Source organism: uncultured Methylophaga sp. (genome assembly GCF_947259025.1).
Lineage (GTDB): Bacteria > Pseudomonadota > Gammaproteobacteria > Nitrosococcales > Methylophagaceae > Methylophaga.
In genome coordinates this window covers 1-16,992 of record NZ_CAMYKO010000001.1, presented here as the reverse complement: position 1 = coordinate 16,992, position 16,992 = coordinate 1, and the positions used below count along the sequence as shown (strand labels likewise).

The following is a 16,992-nucleotide window of genomic DNA, read 5'->3' as shown; positions in this document are numbered from 1 at the left end:
GTGTTTAAGTCTAGCAACTTTATTCCATGATTCGTTTTCTCAATTTTTGTTTCTGGCTACGCATCCCTCACAAGTCGCTAATGAGCTGTGAAGCTGATTTGGAATTCATTACTGCATCAAAACCAGTTCTTTTAGTTTCTCTGCGAGAAATTCAAGCTCCTTATCGGTAATATCTGGCATTGCGTGGGTATATGGCTGTTTGTATTCTTGTGTCTGAATCAATCGGTGTTTTTGCGTTTGCTTTATGTATGGCGGGTAATCATCAACAATAATGACTTTTTCAATATCGTCATGAACAAAGCGTAAATCTTTGTGCTCTCCTACCCAGTCTATGTAACGGATGTTTTCAAACCACCTGGGTGCATTATTCTCCTTAACCAGCGTGGATGCTATTACCCTGAACCGTCTCTCAGGTACTTTTGTAAAAATACAGATATTCTCATGACCAAACACTTCCTCACACTGCGTTAAAAACTGCCTCAATCCAGGGCGAGGAAACTGACTTATGGCGTTGGTAATGAGTACGCCCTCAAGGTCAAGAGCGAGAATTAAGTTACTCATAACTTGGACAGTTGTTGTTTAGAGGTCAGCTTCTCAAACTGTGCATCTGCAGCAAGGAGGCGTTCTTCATAGATTCTAGTTACTTGTTTGACAGCCTCTGATTGAAGCTCTTTGCTTCTTAGAATCTCCTCATTAAGTCGCTTTATTGTGTCAGCATCATGCTCATTCTTCTGTTCAGCCTTGATTAACCTTTCTCTCATCTCAGACACCTCAACGTTTTTATGATTGAGTGCTGTCAGAGCTTCATCTAAATCTGACTGAAGTCGTTCAGCCAGGCTTTCGAGCTGCTCACATTCATTTTGGTAAAGGTGATAATTTTGATTTGCCTGTTCCACAGCTTTGGCTGCCGAATCCTGGGCAACTTGGATCGACTCAGACATCATCTTTTCAGCAATAGACCACCATTGGGCGCCCACTTTTAGGGATGCCTCTCGGATTTGTTCTGGCATTTCTATCATGCTTTTGACTTGGTTCTTGGCGCTTTGCTGCCACTCTCTTACATGCTTACCTATCGTTGTAAGTGAGCCGCCTAACTTGTCGATGATCAGCTGCTGGGTGGGCATCACACTGTGTTCCTGCATATATGCCTCAATGAAATCAAATACCTGATCTTTACTGACTGGTTCTCTGCGTCTTCTCGTGTCCATCCATTTATCCCTGTTAGTAGTATTGATAGTAGTAGTATTACTACTAAATGCATGAAGCATCCGACCTCATGCTTTCAGGGGAATAAGTTGACACACTCATCAGCCTGGTGCAAAATTATTTTGCACGTAAGTTATTGATTAAGATGGTTAATATTAACATCCCAGCCATGCATATTTAATACAATATAGGCATTTTTCGAATGAGTTATTTGCTAGTGACTTGAGGAAAAAGTGCCTAAAAAAGATCGTCATATATGACTAGTTAACTATGGTGCAAGAGTTCGAGGACATTGTGTTTATGAAGAATATTGGAAAAGCCCAACCTGAACGGGCGGAAGGCTTTTAGCAACGAATTAGGCTCAGGTATTCACCGAGATAGTAATAAGAGAGCTTCTGATATTATTCAATGTAATTGCTTAAAGCTATGAGCAAGGTAGCGTGACTGTAACCAGTAATCTAACTGGTCCTTAAGTGAGCGACTGCTTTGCTCATGACCAGAAGCTGATAGCTGCATTACTCAACCTGTTACTGCATCGCGCTCATACAGTGAAGAACCTAAACAACAGTTATGTCTTGAAGGAGAGGGCCGCCTACATTGCGCTGGTAACCGTCCAACGTAAAATAGGTAGACCGCATGGGAGAGTCAATAATAGACTGCTGAGAACATTCTGAAATTCCAGTGCTCTGGAAAAATTAGACACATACGCAAGTCTGCGCAAGAGCAACATTTATCGGTGTAAAAAATTAGGAAACTCCCATATTCCATGAGTAGGTGTAAAACACCAGGGTGGAAGTAAGAGACATACAATATGCCTAAATTTAAGGCTAGATTGCTAATTCAGAAAGACAAAAACTGGACTCAACAGACTATATGTCTTTTGCTAATGTTCATAGCGTACTTAAGTTAATCTGCAGTAATGATGAATTGTTTCTGCTATGGATACCAAAAATAATCTTTGGTAATGGTCCCTTTTAGATTCAATACTATCTGGCCCGTGTGCTGATCAAGTATAGATGCGTCTTTTAGCGGTCTGGAATAAACGGACAAGTAACCCTTAAATAAGGAGATCTTTGATGATCAGGTCTGAGTACTTTCGCTTTTTGCAGACGCTAGACACACCATCAGAGCCTGAAGCTGTCCGTAAAATCGCCAATTTGGTCGCAACCAATTTAGATCAACTATTACCTCTGAGCACTTATCAAGGCCAACGAATCAAACGAATTGTTGAGCTAGCCCAAGGTAATTGGGAAACAATTAGCACCATCATTCAGCCAGTTCCCCAATATGATGAAGAGCACGTGGCGAAATTTTCCCAGCTCAACCGTATAACAGTAGGCCCCTTTCGTGGCTTTGCCAAAGAGGAAACTTTTGATCTAGCAAGCCGCCTAGTGCTCATATACGGTCCAAATGGTTCTGGTAAATCTAGTTTCTGCGAAGCACTGGAATATGGCTTGCTGGGTTATGTTGTCGAAGCTGAAAATAAACGATTTCGAGACCAAAATGAATATCTGAAGAACGCATACGTAAATCAGTTTTCACCGCCGAGTATTTATGGGTTTGATGGCGAAGGTAACGAAATAGATGTTGCTCCCAATGAATCAGGTTATCGTTTTTGCTTTATAGAAAAGAATCGCATTGATAGTTTCTCCCGAATTGCAGCTCAGGCGCCTGCAAAACAGATGGAATTGATTTCCACCTTGTTTGGTCTTGACTCGTTTGCAGAGTTTGTTCGTAATTTCACTGCAGAAATAGACGGCCGTTACATAGACCTGGAGGGGAGAAACGCAATACTCCTCGCAAAGAAGCGGCAGGCTCTAAATGGTGCACAGCAACAAATTCAAGACTGCAACAATGAGCTCCAAAAAATTACTGCTGAGGAATTGAGGCTAGCCCATCAATACAGAGAAGGCACTAGCTTCAATCTGATGGTATCAGAACTAAATGGAAGTGACGAAGCGCCTGGGAGAATTGAGCTTCTTGAAAATGAGCTGCAGCAACCAGCGATGACTAGAAGCAATTTAGCCAGTGTATCCTTGGAAACGTTGGGTAATACAATTACAACGACCATCCAAGAGCTGACCATAAAGCAGAGAGAGCTAGCCGCAGCCAGCCTTCAAGTCTCATTTAAACAACTATATGAAACGGTTTTGCAACTGGAGCAAAGTAGCCCGAGCGAATGTCCTGCATGCAAAACACCTCTAAGCGAGGCCAACGTAAACCCCTACACGCACGCAGGCCAAGAGCTACAAAAGCTCCAGAAACTGGCTCTTACCCAGCAAGATACAATGCGGCTTGAGCAGAGCACAAGACAGTCCTTGTTTCAAGTCTCACAAATCATTAACACGTGCTTGAAATACCTCCCGCAAAACAATCCTTTAAAACCATATGAAATAGAAGGTAATGGACAACCCGGCATCGAATGGTGGAACTCCCTTCTTTGCAGAATGGCTGATGGCTACACACCATGGCAGCATTTAGCCGGCCAAGTTAAGCATCTTGAGGATAATGACAAAAAGCTTGACCAAGCTACCGCACAGAAAAGTCACAAGCTAGATGAACTGAACAGACTTCGTGAATACAGCCATCAAATTACAGTGCTTCAAACTCGAAGGCAGACAGCAAACACGACCATTTCATCAGCCCAAAAACTGATAGATAATTTCCAGAATAAAAATGCACAATTAATTGCGGATGTTGAAGCAGAAAAGGCCTTGATATCTAGGAACCAGTCGATCGCTAGTGCATATGCTTCATTCGTCCGAAAGCTGAGCAATTACAATAATAATTTACCTTCACAGTTAGTGGCAGACCTCGGTGAAAGGGTTGTCACTCTTTATAACGCCTTCAACCGGAATGATTCAAACTCAGAGCAATTAGCAAACGTTACGTTACCACTGACGCAGAACGAGAGACTTCAAATTGCATTTTGCAATAACCCTCACCAGAATTACGACGCCCTTCATGTACTTAGTGAAGGGCATATACGATGTCTTGGCCTAGCAATTTTGCTGGCGAAAAATCTCAAGGAAAATGCTCCTGTCTTAATTTTCGATGATCCAGTAAATGCTATTGACGATGATCACAGGGAATCTATTCGACGAACGCTTTTCGAGGATCATTATTTCTCACATAAACAAATACTATTGACCTGTCATGGTGAGGAATTCTTCAAGGATATTCAGACTCTATTACCTGCGCAGGAAGCCAGACTAGTTAAATTATTCTCTTTCTTGCCTCGTCTCGAAGAGCCCCACATCCGGATAGACTTTAACTGTGCTCCCCGGAACTATATTCTTGCTGCTCGAGGACACATAAATCATAACGAAATCAGAGAAGCTCTAACTAAGTCACGCCAAGCTTTAGAGTCGCTCGCAAAAGTCAAAGTGTGGAGATATGTCACTAAGTACGGTGATGGCAACCTGAGCCTGAAACTACGTTCACCATCAGCACCAATAGATTTGAGAAATCTTACAGAACAATTGAGGAGCAAAATTGGTAAACAAGAATTCTCTGCACCTAACAAAGAAGCAGTCTTTACCCCAATTGATACCTTGCTAGGATTCAGTGGTGATTCACGCGAATGGCGATATCTCAACAAAGGAACCCATGAAGAAAATGATCGTACAGAGTTCGATAGGCATACTGTTGAAGCAATCATTTCTGCCTTGGAGGATATAGATGTTGCTCTGGAGTAATATAGCTTATACGAGCTGTAATTTATGTCGAATCCCCATCCATGTCACTTTAACTAATCCACAGGGACGGGGAATTTTTTAGGCAAGGTCATGGGTAGCAATACTGAAACCTCTGGCATATAGCAGCCAAGTGTATGTGAGCTCTGATTTTTACTCGAGTAGTTGCTGTGTGCTACTGAAGAATAGAGATTTATGCTTAATCAAGCTTTCAGATACTTCACCTAACTTAGAGAACACATGATGAGTGTCGTTCATGGTTCTGACAATGTAGCAAACACTTTTTTCTTTGCTCTCTTCGCTGATTACCCCCATCCAAATCTCATCTACGAACTCCATCAGCACTTGTTCGGTTGCAGGCTCAGGGAATGAGACGACATAAACACTGTCTACGGTGACATCATTCGAGAGCATCAGCAAAACTAGCTCATTTCCATCAGCCAGATACTTGGTATCAAATTTTTGCTCACCTTCGATACCCCCTTCATATAAAACAGCCATGAAAAACTTGCTCTGGTTTTTGGTATATGGCTGAGACCAGGGCGGTAACAAAAAGAGCTTCTCAGCATTTGTATCAGTAGTAGTGTTTGTCATTGTAGTACAGGGAAAATCCATAATGAACGTTTTAGATTCTAGCCCTATAGTGTTCATTTTGGCTACATGATCTTTTCTAATGAAATGGAAAGACATGAATATCAGTCAGGCCTTCGGTCTAGCACTGCGAGAAATAAGAAAATCAAGAAACTTAAGCCAGGAGGATTTTTCGCTCATCTCCAGCAGAACCTACATTTAGCTCACTAGAGAGAGGCATAAAAAGTCCGACATTAGAAAAAATTGAAGAAATGTGCTCTACTCTAGATACGCACCCGCTCGACCTATTGAAATTAGCATATGAGAAGCTAGAAACTAAGATCGAGTTCGTGCTCAAACTCTTCAAGTAAAGGAATGGCACTGGACATGGAAATAGACAGTCTCAGCAATTTGAACGACCACGATTTTCTTATTAGGGTCGAAGAACGTATTCGTCTGGGTGTAAACCTTTTCCCTAAAGATGATGTGATACGTTTGCACAATCTCGCCAATCATCCATTACATGATATTGAATCTCTTGATCTCACTCATTACCGGTTACCTAAAGACTTTGCGATAGAGTTAATAAGTAAAGTAAAAATATCTAACTGACTTCATCAGGGGCTCTGCGAGGACTAATTTCTGGTCAAGTTTATTTTTAACCGTTTGGAGGTAGTACCTGAGGGGGGGGGGGGTAGCCATAGTCACATGACAAATCGCTCAAATTCATTCTGGCCACCTCAAAGCTAGACCTCCACCAGGGTGACAACGCTTGCAGATAAGCAAACGTAAGACATAAAAGAGAATAACATGCGGCAAATCACACACAGTCAAGTCAGAAAGTGGACGAATTTAGGAAACATTTATATCCCGGCATCTTTCTCCACATGGTGTCCTCACTGTTCTGAAAAGGTTACTTTCGCCACGACCCAGCAATATCTAGATAAACCGAGAGCATGCGCGATCGCTTCGTCAAAATGTCCAGGTTGTGACCACCATGTAGGGGTTTGGTCTTTTGGTATGCATGGCCCAGAGTCAGCTGAAGTATTTATACATCCAAACACTGGTGAGCCACGCCCAAGCAAACCTATATCCTCTCTAGTACCAGAAGCCTTGTTCCGTTCTTATTTGTCAACGGTGGATGCATACAACTCAGGTAACTATGTCGCAACTGCCGTATGTTGTAGACGAACACTTGAGGGATTGTTTCAAGGTTTGCTACCAGACAATGAAACGAACCAAACATTGGCGAGAGCAATACGAGCCGTGGCAGAGTCCGTTGATCTCTCAGAACCGATCAGAAAGCTGGCAGATGTTCTGCGTCACGGAGGCAATCTCGGCGCTCACTTTGATGCGGAGAAGGAACCAGATGAGCAAATGGCCCTCCAGATGCTAAAACTTCTTGAGAACCTTATCGATTACTTACACGTGCTTCCTAAGGAAATAAATAGTTTAGAAGGCCTATTAGACCGTGACAATGCTCCCCATCAAGGTGCGTAGCTATTACGTACCATAGACTAGTTCATAGTTAGTTTTTCAGACAAATTATGGAAGTTAATCAGGCTTTAATCCCAATATTTATTGAAACAGAAATACCCAAAGGCATAAAACAAATAGGAACAGGCGTATTTATAGATTTTCGCTCTCAACCTTTCCTATTTACAGCAGCTCATGTAACGGATTCTCTTCAAAACGGGAAACTGTTAGTGCCAACAATAGAGGGGCTTGAAGAGATAGAAGGATACCTGGCACATCTTGATTTACTGCCGGAGTTATCAAGAAACGATGACAGCATAGATATGGCTTACTATCGTTTAAGCAATGATTTCGCTAGAAAGCTGTTCGTTTATTTTCAACCTCTCATAAAAAAAATCGAACTGGTTGAGAGTTCGTTGGAGTTAAACGTTCTATCAGTTGTTGGATATCCGGCAAGTAAAAGTAAGAAGAATGGAGGCAGCTTCTCCTCTGAACTAGCCTATTACCGGGGGATTGCTGCAGACAATGAACTTTATGAAAAGCATAATCTCCTTACTGACCAAAATATAATCATTCACTTCCATAAAAAAAATGCTCTTAATCCAGATAATGGGCAGAAAATGAACCCTCCAAGTCCACGAGGAGTGAGTGGAGGGGCGATATTTGCATGGCCTTATGGACAAGAGTTCTCCCAGGATTGGCGTCTACCTATGCTAGTAGGGATTTTGCATAGCTATAAAGAAAAAGAGGGGCTTTTTGTGGGCACAACATTGTTACCCTACTTAACTGCCACAGCGTTAGGAGAAATGAGAGGTTATTCTGGGCTCCTGTAGTAAAAAATTGGCAACAGCACAGAAACAGTGCTTTAAAGTAAATTCAGGTGAGTGTTCCACACAATAAACAATAAGAAAGCAATGAGTACTTTAGTCACTTTCGATTCTAATGTTTGGGAAAGCATCGTAGATGAGAACAAGCGTAACAACTCAGATGATGTTTACACTAAACTTTATGAATTAATAATCAGGGGCGCAATCGAGCCATACTTTTTTGAGGGGATAGCTACAATAGAAACAATCAAGAAGGGAGATAGGAAAGGATATTATGCTAACTACAGCGCAGGAGTTTCCATGTGTGCTGATGGTGAAGAAGTCTCATCAAAAAATGGTGCCAATGCCCCTGAAATATCAGAATACTTAAAAAGAGTTATTCCTCAAGCGCTTGAGATGGGATTTAGATTTACGGCTTTACCCAGAATAGGAGCGCCGAAATTAAATCTGTCTGATAAATACTGGGCTCCCAGCAATAAATATAGTGATAAAGAGAGGCTAAAGCGCTCTTTCGAGTGCGCGCGTTTTATCGAAAGCCTTGGCGCAGGCAAAGGCAAGCTAATGAATGAACTAGGCGCACAAAATGGTGGGCTTGTTCCACATACCAAAAATGATAATTCAATAACTGTTAAGAATTATTCCAAGGCAGTTAGTGAATGGACAGATGGCGATGCTTTAGCTGCAAGTTATGGCTATGGAATAGATTATTTCTGCACAAATGATAGGGCTAGCGGTGCTGGAAGCACATCAATTTTTCACGCAAGCAATTTGCAGCAGCTCGAACAGAAGTTTCCAGTTAATGTCGTTTCTCCAGAGGAGTTAGTTCAAGCTCTTGCTGAAGCGAATAAACTGATCTAGTCTTCTTCACCATTTATCCTTAGATAAATCTCTTCACGATGGACAGAGACGTCATCTGGGGCAGTGATGCCAATCTTAATTTGGTTGCCCTTGACTCCAAGCACTGTTAGTTCAATATCATCATTGATGATGATAGTTTCACCCACTCTTCTCGTCATGATAAGCATGTGAGATCGCTCCTTGATCCTATGTAATTAAAAATCAATAACAATACTGTTCTAGCATTTTATCTTCCATACGTCTCAAATCGTAAGTAAACAGCCTGACTTGGATTATTCATTGCTAACTTAATACTGAGTAGCATTGTAATGAGATTTGCCAGTATTACGGAACGCTGCAAATCACCAGCAGGAAAAACCGAGCGAAGCGACGCTTTTGACTGTCCGAGTATGTTTAGATTTCATCTTCTTGAACTCCTGCCGCTACGCCTTTTAATAAGGATTCCATTGCATTTGCACCGTCAATAAGTGCCCAACCTTGATAAAGACGCTCTGAACCATCCTCTTGTTTATTTTCTAATATTCCAGAGGAAATTGAAAATTGGCGAGCCATATCATATGTATCTGGAAGTTCTGCCTTATGGGATTCAAGAAATGATAAACCTGCAAACATAAAACCTCTTCTCTCACCGTCATTATTCCTAGGTGTATATTTGAGAATTTTAGCCGCTTGGTATTGAATGCTTGTTAATTGGGTAATTTGTTTTTTCAATACTTCCTGCTCAGCTGAAAAGCTTGCAAAATTTGCTACGAGAACTGAAGCAAAAAGAGCAATAAAAAAACCGTAAGCAGCATGAACCCAGTTGCCACGTACACCAGCTTTTTCCATCAAGAAGCTGATTATGGTAGCAGCACCACTTATTAACCCAATCACTAGTACTAATTGTTCCATTAAAATTCCTGAAATCTAACGCTTAATCTCAGCAGACGAAAACCGCATCGCGGTTTTTGGTCGGCTTAAGCGATTTGTTGGGGCTTTCCTACTCAAATAGATCACGATAATTGGCGCTTTCTAAACTCTCATTTAAGTCAATAACTCTGACATGTTTAGATGCGTGAAGTGCTAATTTACTGTCTTTTGTTACAAGATAGGCATTTTCAATATGAGCTATACAAGCAAAAACCAAATCAGCACCGTACAACTTATCGAAACCGTCGATAGTAAAGAACTCATAGGATTTAGAGACTAAATCTCGATCGACAGCATATAACTGGGCATGTTTATCAAATATGTAAAACTCTCTCAGAATATTAATTCCTTTCCTGTGCATTTTTGAGACCGTCGCGTTGACTTCAAAAACAGCAAGGGTTGGGAAAATATTTAAATACTCTCCTTTTATCCAGCCATCCGATAAGTCTCTAATCAAGCTATGTCCCGGAGAGTATCCCTCAGCATTCGGCTCTTTAATATTTACTATTGCAGATGTATCCCAGACAAATTTGTTCATCAGAATTCGTTGTCCTCTTGAGCCCTAACGCCCGTCTCAAGCGCGGGTTTGTAGCCGCGAAGCGGCGGTAAAGTGGTCGCCGTTTAGCCGATTTTAGATGATCTTTTCAGACACACCTTTAGGGTATGTTTTAGATATCGTCGCAAAAGTGCTTTCGCCTTTCGTGTGTACCCGAACCAATTTAGCAGTGCCGAGACTATTGGTGATTGCAAGATCACATCCAGTCGGAACCATGGGGACTCCTAGCTTCTTGGCCCATGCCTCCAGCACTGTACTAGAAACACTGAATGCGTTGTGACCGTCAGAGAGGGCGGCCCCAATCTCGAGAATTCGTGACATTCCGAGATTTCCCAGCTTATTAGCCAGTGCCTTATCGGAAAGGCGAAAATACGCTGATTCCCCGCCCCAGCTTCCAAGGAGAGGCAATACGCCTTTGTCGCTATAATGCAGTGGCAAGGTGACAATCCAAAACCTCCCTGGCCTTATAGCCTCTTGCGATTGAAAGGGGCTATATAGAAAGACTTTGTCGGCTTCTTCCTGACTCAGAAGGTTCATAGCAACTAGGTCATTAAGCCGTTTCTTTAAAAACTCTAATGACGAAGGAACTAGTCCCTGTTGCATCGCCGCCACCTCATGGTCTAACAACCTGGCGTAGTGCCAAGCTCGTATTCGACATCCCGCCAATATCGGTGTCAGCTCATATTCTCGGAACGAGAAGAAGTCTGCGGAAAACCTGTTCGGCTTTAGTTTTTGGTAAGGCGAGCTATTCAAATGCTCATCCATCAATCTTTGGTCTTCAGAGTAATAGTCGAAAATCAACTGTGATTCCGCTGTGAGCGTGCGCTTTAGCTCAGCATTAAAAGTTCCTGGATTCCAGAGGTCTATCACGTTGCTTCTTATCCTTACGACCTATCGCCTCAACATGCGGCGCACGTAGTGCGTCCGGGTCGCGTCTTTTACGGGCGAACTTGATTGACTTGTGAGGTGAGCCTCTGAAACAGGGCAACATTTAGTGTCAGCACTCGTTAGATAAGCTACCGACACGCCTGATATTATTGCTACCACCAAACTCAGGACTGCTGTTATAAGCCAGCCATTTCGCATTTCTGATTTACTTTGGAAGTAGGTTATAGCTTTGGGGCCAATATATAAAAATGAATCAAAATGTTCAGATTCACATATAGTGACACCATCATAGGACTGTTCTCCGTAGCCCTGCGAATACGCTTGAAAAAGCCTAACTTGCCTGTACGTATCTAATTTGCCAGATTCAGTTTCAAAAATTGGACCAGTGAAACCAATATATCCAGCCTCTAATAGTGCAGACAACCCATAGAAATCACGATGATCACCATGTTTCCGGTGCATTTTTTCGGATAACTTCCTAACGCCAAGATCATCAAAGTCATAGATGCATTTAAGAGTTTGGTGAAGTGATCTTTTCATTATCCCTCATACTTATCTGTCTACAGGTAACGCCGAAGGCTGCGGCGCATGCTGTTAGCGCGTCCGTAGCCCTTACTTGTTAGGTGTGCGTACTCGCCGTAGAGCACTATCCCCCCCTGCTGTTTTGCCTGAACCTAACCCCACTGCCCCATAACAATGGCCGATACCGACGCCGTCGAAAACATTAGAGCAGCGACCAGAAGCGTTGAAGCCAAGATGTACTTGTTTCGATTCAGCGCATAAGAACCAAAGGTCAGTTTCGACACAATGCTACCTACTGCAACTGGCAAAACTATCGCAAGTGCTAGAGCCACCCAAGGACCTACTGACTGGATGATTGTCCCTACGCCGACGAAGAGTGCTTCCATTCCAGACTCCATCAAGTACACCTAACAGCATGTTTAGTGGATCTAGAGAACCGTTAAACAATTTTTATTTTGATAGGTGTAAGTCCTTTTCTCACTATGAAACATAGTGTTACCTCAATCCTTTGGCGTGTAAAATGATAATTCAGGAATTAAAGTCTGCTTATCATTTTTCTTGATGAATCTATAATCATCAACTTTTCCCTTTTTATCAACCCTTTAAGTCACTATTGAAGGTATTTTTATGGGGTGATGAGCGGACCGTAACCAAGAAACCGGAGCTTCTGGGAGCAATGCGGCTAGAAATTCGACGTCGTAACTATGGCCCTAAGACTGAAAAAGCTTATTTTTACTGAGCTCGACAAGGGTTAATCGGTCACAAGGACATAAAAACGACAATTTTTAAAACGCATGTTCTACCTAAAGGTGCCCAAGCAATTAACAGTCCTTTAGATGAGTTTTAATCCAAGCACTGAATACAAGAACCTGTAAGCTCAAATAACCATAGATTAAGCCTGCATCAAAAGCGGGCTTGCTCTTAATACGACCACAATCCGGCAATGAAACTTGATCAATCTGAATCCAGAAATTAGGTGGTTGTTTCATGCCAAATCTAGAACAGTGGTGTCAGCCCTCTATAACATCTTGATTTTATGTATCAGAAATCTAATTTTGCTTGGGTCCACACTAAAATGAACAGTCAGATAGAGATAATAAGTTGCGACTTGAAAGGGACAGGAATTTTTTCAGGTTTATATCCTTTCTGATTACTCACCAACCTGCAGCCCTGAACCTCAGTATCTAGATTTGAATGAGTATGCCCATAACACCATAAATCTACCCCATTCATTAAATGTTCAAGGTTTGAAACGAAGCCAGGGCTCATTTCATTCATGCCGAAATCTTTGTGATTGCAGAGAAATGATGGGGCGTGATGCGTAACTACCACTGTTTTGCCGGAAAAGCTCTCGCGTAACTTCTCTTTAAGCCATGATAGAGAAGTTAGATGCTCTTTATAAGCATCCTGAGCACTGAAGCGGCGCTCATCGATCCTAATGACTTTATGATCCATAAGTGCTGCATCTAATATTTTGATATTTTTGTCACGCTCGAATGGCCCGTATTCATCAAAGTAGTTGGTCCATAGTGTTGTACCTAAGAAACGCACCCCATCAATAATGACTTCATCTTTCTCCAGAAAGTGCAGCTTGTCGTACTGAGCAGCGTAATCTCTCATTTCTTGTGTTAATGCATGATATTCATGTTTGTAATATTCATGATTACCTGCAACATAGATAACGGGCTTCTTGTGAAGTCTTCTGAGCTCTTCCGCCCATTCCAAGCCATATAGTCCAGTATCAATATCACCGGCCAGGATAATTAAATCTGTGTCTAATGCTGGGAGACTGAAAAAGCCAATCTGTTCTATGTGCAAATCCGAGTAAAGCTGAATTTTCATGTTTCTTTCTCAATATTCCCTGGCACAGTTATCACACACAACCATTATCCATCCAGATGAAGTTGCCTGCTTATAGCCCGCCTCGCCACAACACTCACATGTAATAGAGGCTTGGAGACTAGCCTGCTGAATGAGTTCTTCTATTTCTTCAGTGCTTCGGTTCATATAAAACCTTAGCCCGCCAAATTTTTCTTTAACCTGACGGACCTGAGGCAACCCAGATATTGGGGTTCCATTTTGTTGCATTACCTTTGCTATGGATTCGATCTTAGTAGAGAGTTGGTAGATGGTATCGAACCAACCGTCACCACATTCAAATTCTCTTCGGTTAACGATAGTTTGAGTCCCATCACTGTTTGTCCTATAGATTAGAGGACATTCCTCAAACAACCTCTCTGTGAGACTTTTGTTCATCTTATGCCTCCCCAGTTGTCTGAGGTTTGAATTGGATTAGCTCTTCATCGGTTGCAATGGAGTAACCTTCCTCAATCGTGCCGAGGACTACCATCACAGTGGGATGCATTACTCCCCGGGGCTCAGTGAACTTATACTGAGAACCTGAGCGTGTCTTAGCAGTGAGGTTCATGGTGTCTAGCTCTCTAATTTCTGTACTGATTCTCCATCTCCGACCTGAAATTTCGAAACCAGCGATGTGAAATGTGCCGAGCTTTTTTAGCTTTATGACATTCCATGCCTTCATCTGAGCATGGCCTGGTGGGATCAATTGTATATCCATTTTTTACCTAATTTAGGCTTGGTGGATATACATAAAAGCAGAAAAGAGAGCGGGGTTGCAACCCGTTGAAAATCACTGTAAATTAAGGATTAATCCTTTTTAAATCAGGGTCTTGCGATTTATATTATACAATATAAACTTTCCCCTCTAACCTAGGCTTTTAGAGGGGCATTTTTGAGGTCAAATCAGCGCAATTGTTCATAACATTATTGTCATTGTGCTCACGTTATTCGGATAGCTACGGATAGCTAGCACCTCTCAAACATACCCAAGTAACAAGGATGGATGCATGAACAGACCAACTATTCCCAATCTACGCACTTGGCCGAGAAATTTAAGCACTACGCAAGGAGGCGGACTCTCCACCTCTCAGTATGGAGGCATGTCAACTTCTCAATATGGAGGGGCTTCGACAGCACAATTTGGTGGCCTTTCAACATCACAATATGGAGGCATGTCCACGTCTCAATATGGCGGTTTATCCACCTCCCAATACGGTGGCCTCTCGACTTCCCAATATGGTGGTTTATCAACATCCCAATATGGTGGCTTGTCTACTTCTCAGTACGGCGGTTTATCGACCTTACCAGGCGGCGGGATGTCTACATCAAATCTTCAGGTATATCAGAGCAATATTCCACCATGGCCTTATTTTGTGAGAGAGCTTGAAGCAAGAGGGTATAATTGGGCTTCTGACTTAATACGGGAGCACTTACCAGAACATCTGTGGCCTGAGAATTATTTTTAGGTACTTTCTCGACAATCCTGATACAGAATTATTTGCCAGAATACAGAATTTGAATTGCTATAGTCAGCACGATGAAAAAAATACCAGCCCCTGTAATAGCTGTACTGTCTGAAAACTTACCAAATTTCGAAACACATGCTAGCTTAGACAACCTTTTTTCTTATGCAGAAGCTCCGGGGGAGCCCCCGGAAGGTTCAAAGCCCGTTAAAGTTCAAGCTTGGCTCAGGAGAGTCAATAAAGAAACCGATAGGCCATTAGAAATACTTGGCCGCCTGATCGAGGGTTACATGGAGTTGCCAGAATTAGAGAGTCAAGATTCTGCTTGGTTTGGTGAACCTAACGTGGATGGAAAAATAGAGTTCAGAAAAAAGATAAAAGCAATACTGTCTCGCTGCAATCTCAATTATATTCCCGGTGGGCTCATTTCAGATGGCAGCCACACTCCCAGCCGTTCCTTGGCAGAGCTCATACAAGGACGTGATATCCCCACCATTGATGCTGAGTTTAATAGGGCTATTTCAAACGTAAATTCACAGCCCAGAGAAGCTGTTTCAGCCGCATGCAACATACTTGAATCAATATTCAAGACATACATTGAAGATGAACATTTGGAAATGCCTCAAAAGCAAGATTTGCAAAATGTATGGAAAGTTGTGCGCTCTGATTTAGGCTTTGAGCCCGGTTCTCTAGAAGATAACGATTTGAAAAGAATTCTTTCAGGAATAATATCGGTGGTTGATGGTATTGGTGCTTTTAGAACTCACGCTAGCTCAGCACATGGCCAAGGAAGGAAAGTCTATAACCTAAAACCAAGACATGCCCGCTTAGCCATTCACTCAGCCCACACCATAGCATTATTTGTGATCGAGACATGGGACGAAAGAAAAGTTAGAGTGCAGAACTAACCTCATTCATGACATCAAGCAAATCATACTTCTTCAGATGTATCATTTGAGGCATAGAACTATAAAACCACCACTGCAAAGGATTGCTCACGATTAAATGATAAAGATCCCAATTGGTAAAGATTCCAAAACAGGACAATTAAGGCAGATTGAAGACCTTGATGATGAACTTCATAAAGGCCTTAAATGTAATTGTGTCTGCATAGGTTGCGGTGGGCAATTGCAGGCACGTATGGGGAGAAAGCGGGCTCATTACTTCGCCCATCATCGCAAAGAAGACTACAAGGAGAGTTGCGCTGAGACGGCACTCCATGTTCTAGCAAAACTCATTGTTCTAAAAAATAAGAAATTACTACTCCCCAAATATTCTGAAAAAAGTACAAGTCGAGATGAGCTGGGTGAGGAGATTTCAGCAAGCTATGAAGTCTTTGAATCAGCAGTTGATCTCATTGAGCCTACAGCTGAAAAATATCTACCTGAAATAAATATCAAACCAGACGTCTTTGCTAAGTTTGAAGTCCTTGGTGATGTTTGCGATTTAGCTATTGAGTTTGCAGTAACTCATTTTGTTGATGAAGATAAGCTTCATAAGATAAAAGAAAATGATGTCAATCTGGTTGAGATAGATCTCTCAAAAATACTCTTCAAGGCTAAAGAGCTCTCCCCTGATGTTATCGAGGAATTTATCAATAAAAGAACAAATTGGAAATTCATTAACATTAGTGAGGAACTGAAAAGTTCGATCAAAAAATTAGCAGACAAGGCATGTATTGAGAAAGTAAATGAGAGAAATAAAGTCATCAAGCTTTGGTGCGAACAGCTTCGGAGTTACTTCTTGAAACAGGGCACTATAAAGCTACCTGACTATGTCTACCCGGAGCATGTAATCAAGCCCAAGATTGAGCTGCATCAAGCACGTTCTATTCCACTAAAAGACATTCCACCACCGCCAAAAATTGGACTTAGTCTGGAAGTTGAAGAGATTAACCATTTGGAGGATGGTTGCATTAAATTCCACTTGAGTTACAAAGGTAAGAGCGCTGAGCTACCCCTAAAACTGACTAAGTCTGAATGGTCTCAAGATAAAAAGACGAAGTCTTATTTGATTCGGGTAAGCGGATTAAATGGTTGATCTTACCTTTGCATGAGAGTGAGACAGACCGGCATCTCATCGGATTATCTGGTTGATGCTTCACCTACTGCTGGTGCATGTTTCCTTCGCTAATTCCAGCAAGAACCCCACACGCCTCAACT

At 42.0% G+C, this 16,992-nt stretch carries 19 protein-coding genes and 1 pseudogene; 8 read left to right on the top strand and 12 right to left on the bottom strand.

What is annotated here, in order from left to right; all coding sequences use genetic code 11:
- Positions 1–108: 108 nt before the first annotated feature.
- Together Q0X64_RS00100 and Q0X64_RS00095 are read right to left on the bottom strand one after the other, a co-directional pair.
- Positions 109–561, bottom strand: coding sequence for an NIF family HAD-type phosphatase (locus Q0X64_RS00100; RefSeq protein WP_297807365.1), 453 nt, complete (start codon positions 559–561; stop codon positions 109–111).
- Entirely contained in the window at positions 558–1,208 is a 651-nt protein-coding gene (locus Q0X64_RS00095; RefSeq protein ID WP_297807363.1) for a DNA-binding protein, read from the bottom strand. The genes Q0X64_RS00100 and Q0X64_RS00095 overlap by 4 nt, the downstream gene beginning before the upstream one ends.
- 1,074 nt (positions 1,209–2,282) lie before the next feature.
- Between Q0X64_RS00095 and Q0X64_RS00090 the strand changes: the two genes are divergently transcribed.
- On the top strand, positions 2,283–4,904 hold the full coding sequence (locus tag Q0X64_RS00090; protein ID WP_297807360.1) for an AAA family ATPase: 2,622 nt from the start codon (positions 2,283–2,285) through the stop codon (positions 4,902–4,904).
- A 150-nt stretch (positions 4,905–5,054) separates the two neighbouring features.
- Here Q0X64_RS00090 and Q0X64_RS00085 read toward each other — a convergent pair whose 3' ends face one another.
- Positions 5,055–5,495, bottom strand: a complete 441-nt coding sequence (locus Q0X64_RS00085; protein ID WP_297807358.1) for a hypothetical protein — start codon at positions 5,493–5,495, stop codon at positions 5,055–5,057.
- Between the two features lie 94 nt (positions 5,496–5,589).
- Between Q0X64_RS00085 and Q0X64_RS00080 the strand changes: the two are divergent.
- From Q0X64_RS00080 to Q0X64_RS00065, 4 genes and pseudogenes are all read left to right on the top strand, one after another.
- Positions 5,590–5,842: pseudogene (locus tag Q0X64_RS00080) on the top strand (helix-turn-helix transcriptional regulator).
- A 439-nt stretch (positions 5,843–6,281) separates the two neighbouring features.
- Positions 6,282–6,971: a DUF4145 domain-containing protein gene (locus tag Q0X64_RS00075; protein WP_297807355.1), complete on the top strand. Its 690-nt coding sequence runs from the start codon at positions 6,282–6,284 to the stop codon at positions 6,969–6,971.
- A 47-nt stretch (positions 6,972–7,018) separates the two neighbouring features.
- Entirely contained in the window at positions 7,019–7,780 is a 762-nt protein-coding gene (locus Q0X64_RS00070; RefSeq protein WP_297807352.1) for a hypothetical protein, read from the top strand.
- A gap of 81 nt (positions 7,781–7,861) precedes the next feature.
- Complete coding sequence (locus Q0X64_RS00065; RefSeq protein ID WP_297807349.1) at positions 7,862–8,632, top strand: hypothetical protein; 771 nt, start codon at positions 7,862–7,864, stop codon at positions 8,630–8,632.
- On the opposite strand, the gene csrA is transcribed toward Q0X64_RS00065, so the two are convergent.
- From csrA to Q0X64_RS00020, 9 genes are all read right to left on the bottom strand, one after another.
- Positions 8,629–8,799, bottom strand: coding sequence for a carbon storage regulator CsrA (gene csrA, locus Q0X64_RS00060; RefSeq protein ID WP_297807346.1), 171 nt, complete (start codon positions 8,797–8,799; stop codon positions 8,629–8,631). The two genes, Q0X64_RS00065 and csrA, sit on opposite strands and share 4 nt — an antisense overlap.
- Positions 8,800–9,025: 226 nt before the next feature.
- The gene (locus Q0X64_RS00055; RefSeq protein ID WP_297807344.1) at positions 9,026–9,523 is read right to left on the bottom strand and encodes a hypothetical protein; all 498 of its coding nucleotides are present in this window, start codon (positions 9,521–9,523) and stop codon (positions 9,026–9,028) included.
- An 88-nt stretch (positions 9,524–9,611) separates the two neighbouring features.
- Complete coding sequence (locus Q0X64_RS00050; protein ID WP_297807341.1) at positions 9,612–10,079, bottom strand: hypothetical protein; 468 nt, start codon at positions 10,077–10,079, stop codon at positions 9,612–9,614.
- Between the two features lie 93 nt (positions 10,080–10,172).
- Complete coding sequence (locus Q0X64_RS00045) at positions 10,173–10,967, bottom strand: hypothetical protein (protein WP_297807339.1); 795 nt, start codon at positions 10,965–10,967, stop codon at positions 10,173–10,175.
- A 21-nt stretch (positions 10,968–10,988) separates the two neighbouring features.
- On the bottom strand, positions 10,989–11,525 hold the full coding sequence (locus tag Q0X64_RS00040; protein WP_297807336.1) for a hypothetical protein: 537 nt from the start codon (positions 11,523–11,525) through the stop codon (positions 10,989–10,991).
- Positions 11,526–11,659: 134 nt separating this feature from the next.
- Positions 11,660–11,893, bottom strand: a complete 234-nt coding sequence (locus tag Q0X64_RS00035; RefSeq protein WP_297807333.1) for a hypothetical protein — start codon at positions 11,891–11,893, stop codon at positions 11,660–11,662.
- A 697-nt stretch (positions 11,894–12,590) separates the two neighbouring features.
- Positions 12,591–13,349: a metallophosphoesterase gene (locus Q0X64_RS00030; RefSeq protein WP_297807330.1), complete on the bottom strand. Its 759-nt coding sequence runs from the start codon at positions 13,347–13,349 to the stop codon at positions 12,591–12,593.
- Positions 13,350–13,358: 9 nt separating this feature from the next.
- Entirely contained in the window at positions 13,359–13,763 is a 405-nt protein-coding gene (locus Q0X64_RS00025) for a hypothetical protein (protein ID WP_297807325.1), read from the bottom strand.
- Between the two features lies 1 nt (position 13,764).
- A complete protein-coding gene (locus Q0X64_RS00020) occupies positions 13,765–14,085 on the bottom strand; it encodes a hypothetical protein (RefSeq protein ID WP_297807322.1) in 321 nt (106 codons plus the stop codon).
- Positions 14,086–14,374: 289 nt separating this feature from the next.
- Between Q0X64_RS00020 and Q0X64_RS00015 the strand changes: the two genes are divergently transcribed.
- The 3 genes from Q0X64_RS00015 (at position 14,375) to Q0X64_RS00005 (ending at position 16,870) form a co-directional block, all read left to right on the top strand.
- Entirely contained in the window at positions 14,375–14,833 is a 459-nt protein-coding gene (locus Q0X64_RS00015) for a hypothetical protein (RefSeq protein WP_297807319.1), read from the top strand.
- Between the two features lie 71 nt (positions 14,834–14,904).
- Complete coding sequence (locus Q0X64_RS00010) at positions 14,905–15,738, top strand: abortive infection family protein (RefSeq protein ID WP_297807316.1); 834 nt, start codon at positions 14,905–14,907, stop codon at positions 15,736–15,738.
- Between the two features lie 97 nt (positions 15,739–15,835).
- Positions 15,836–16,870, top strand: a complete 1,035-nt coding sequence (locus tag Q0X64_RS00005; protein WP_297807313.1) for a hypothetical protein — start codon at positions 15,836–15,838, stop codon at positions 16,868–16,870.
- Positions 16,871–16,992: the final 122 nt, after the last annotated feature.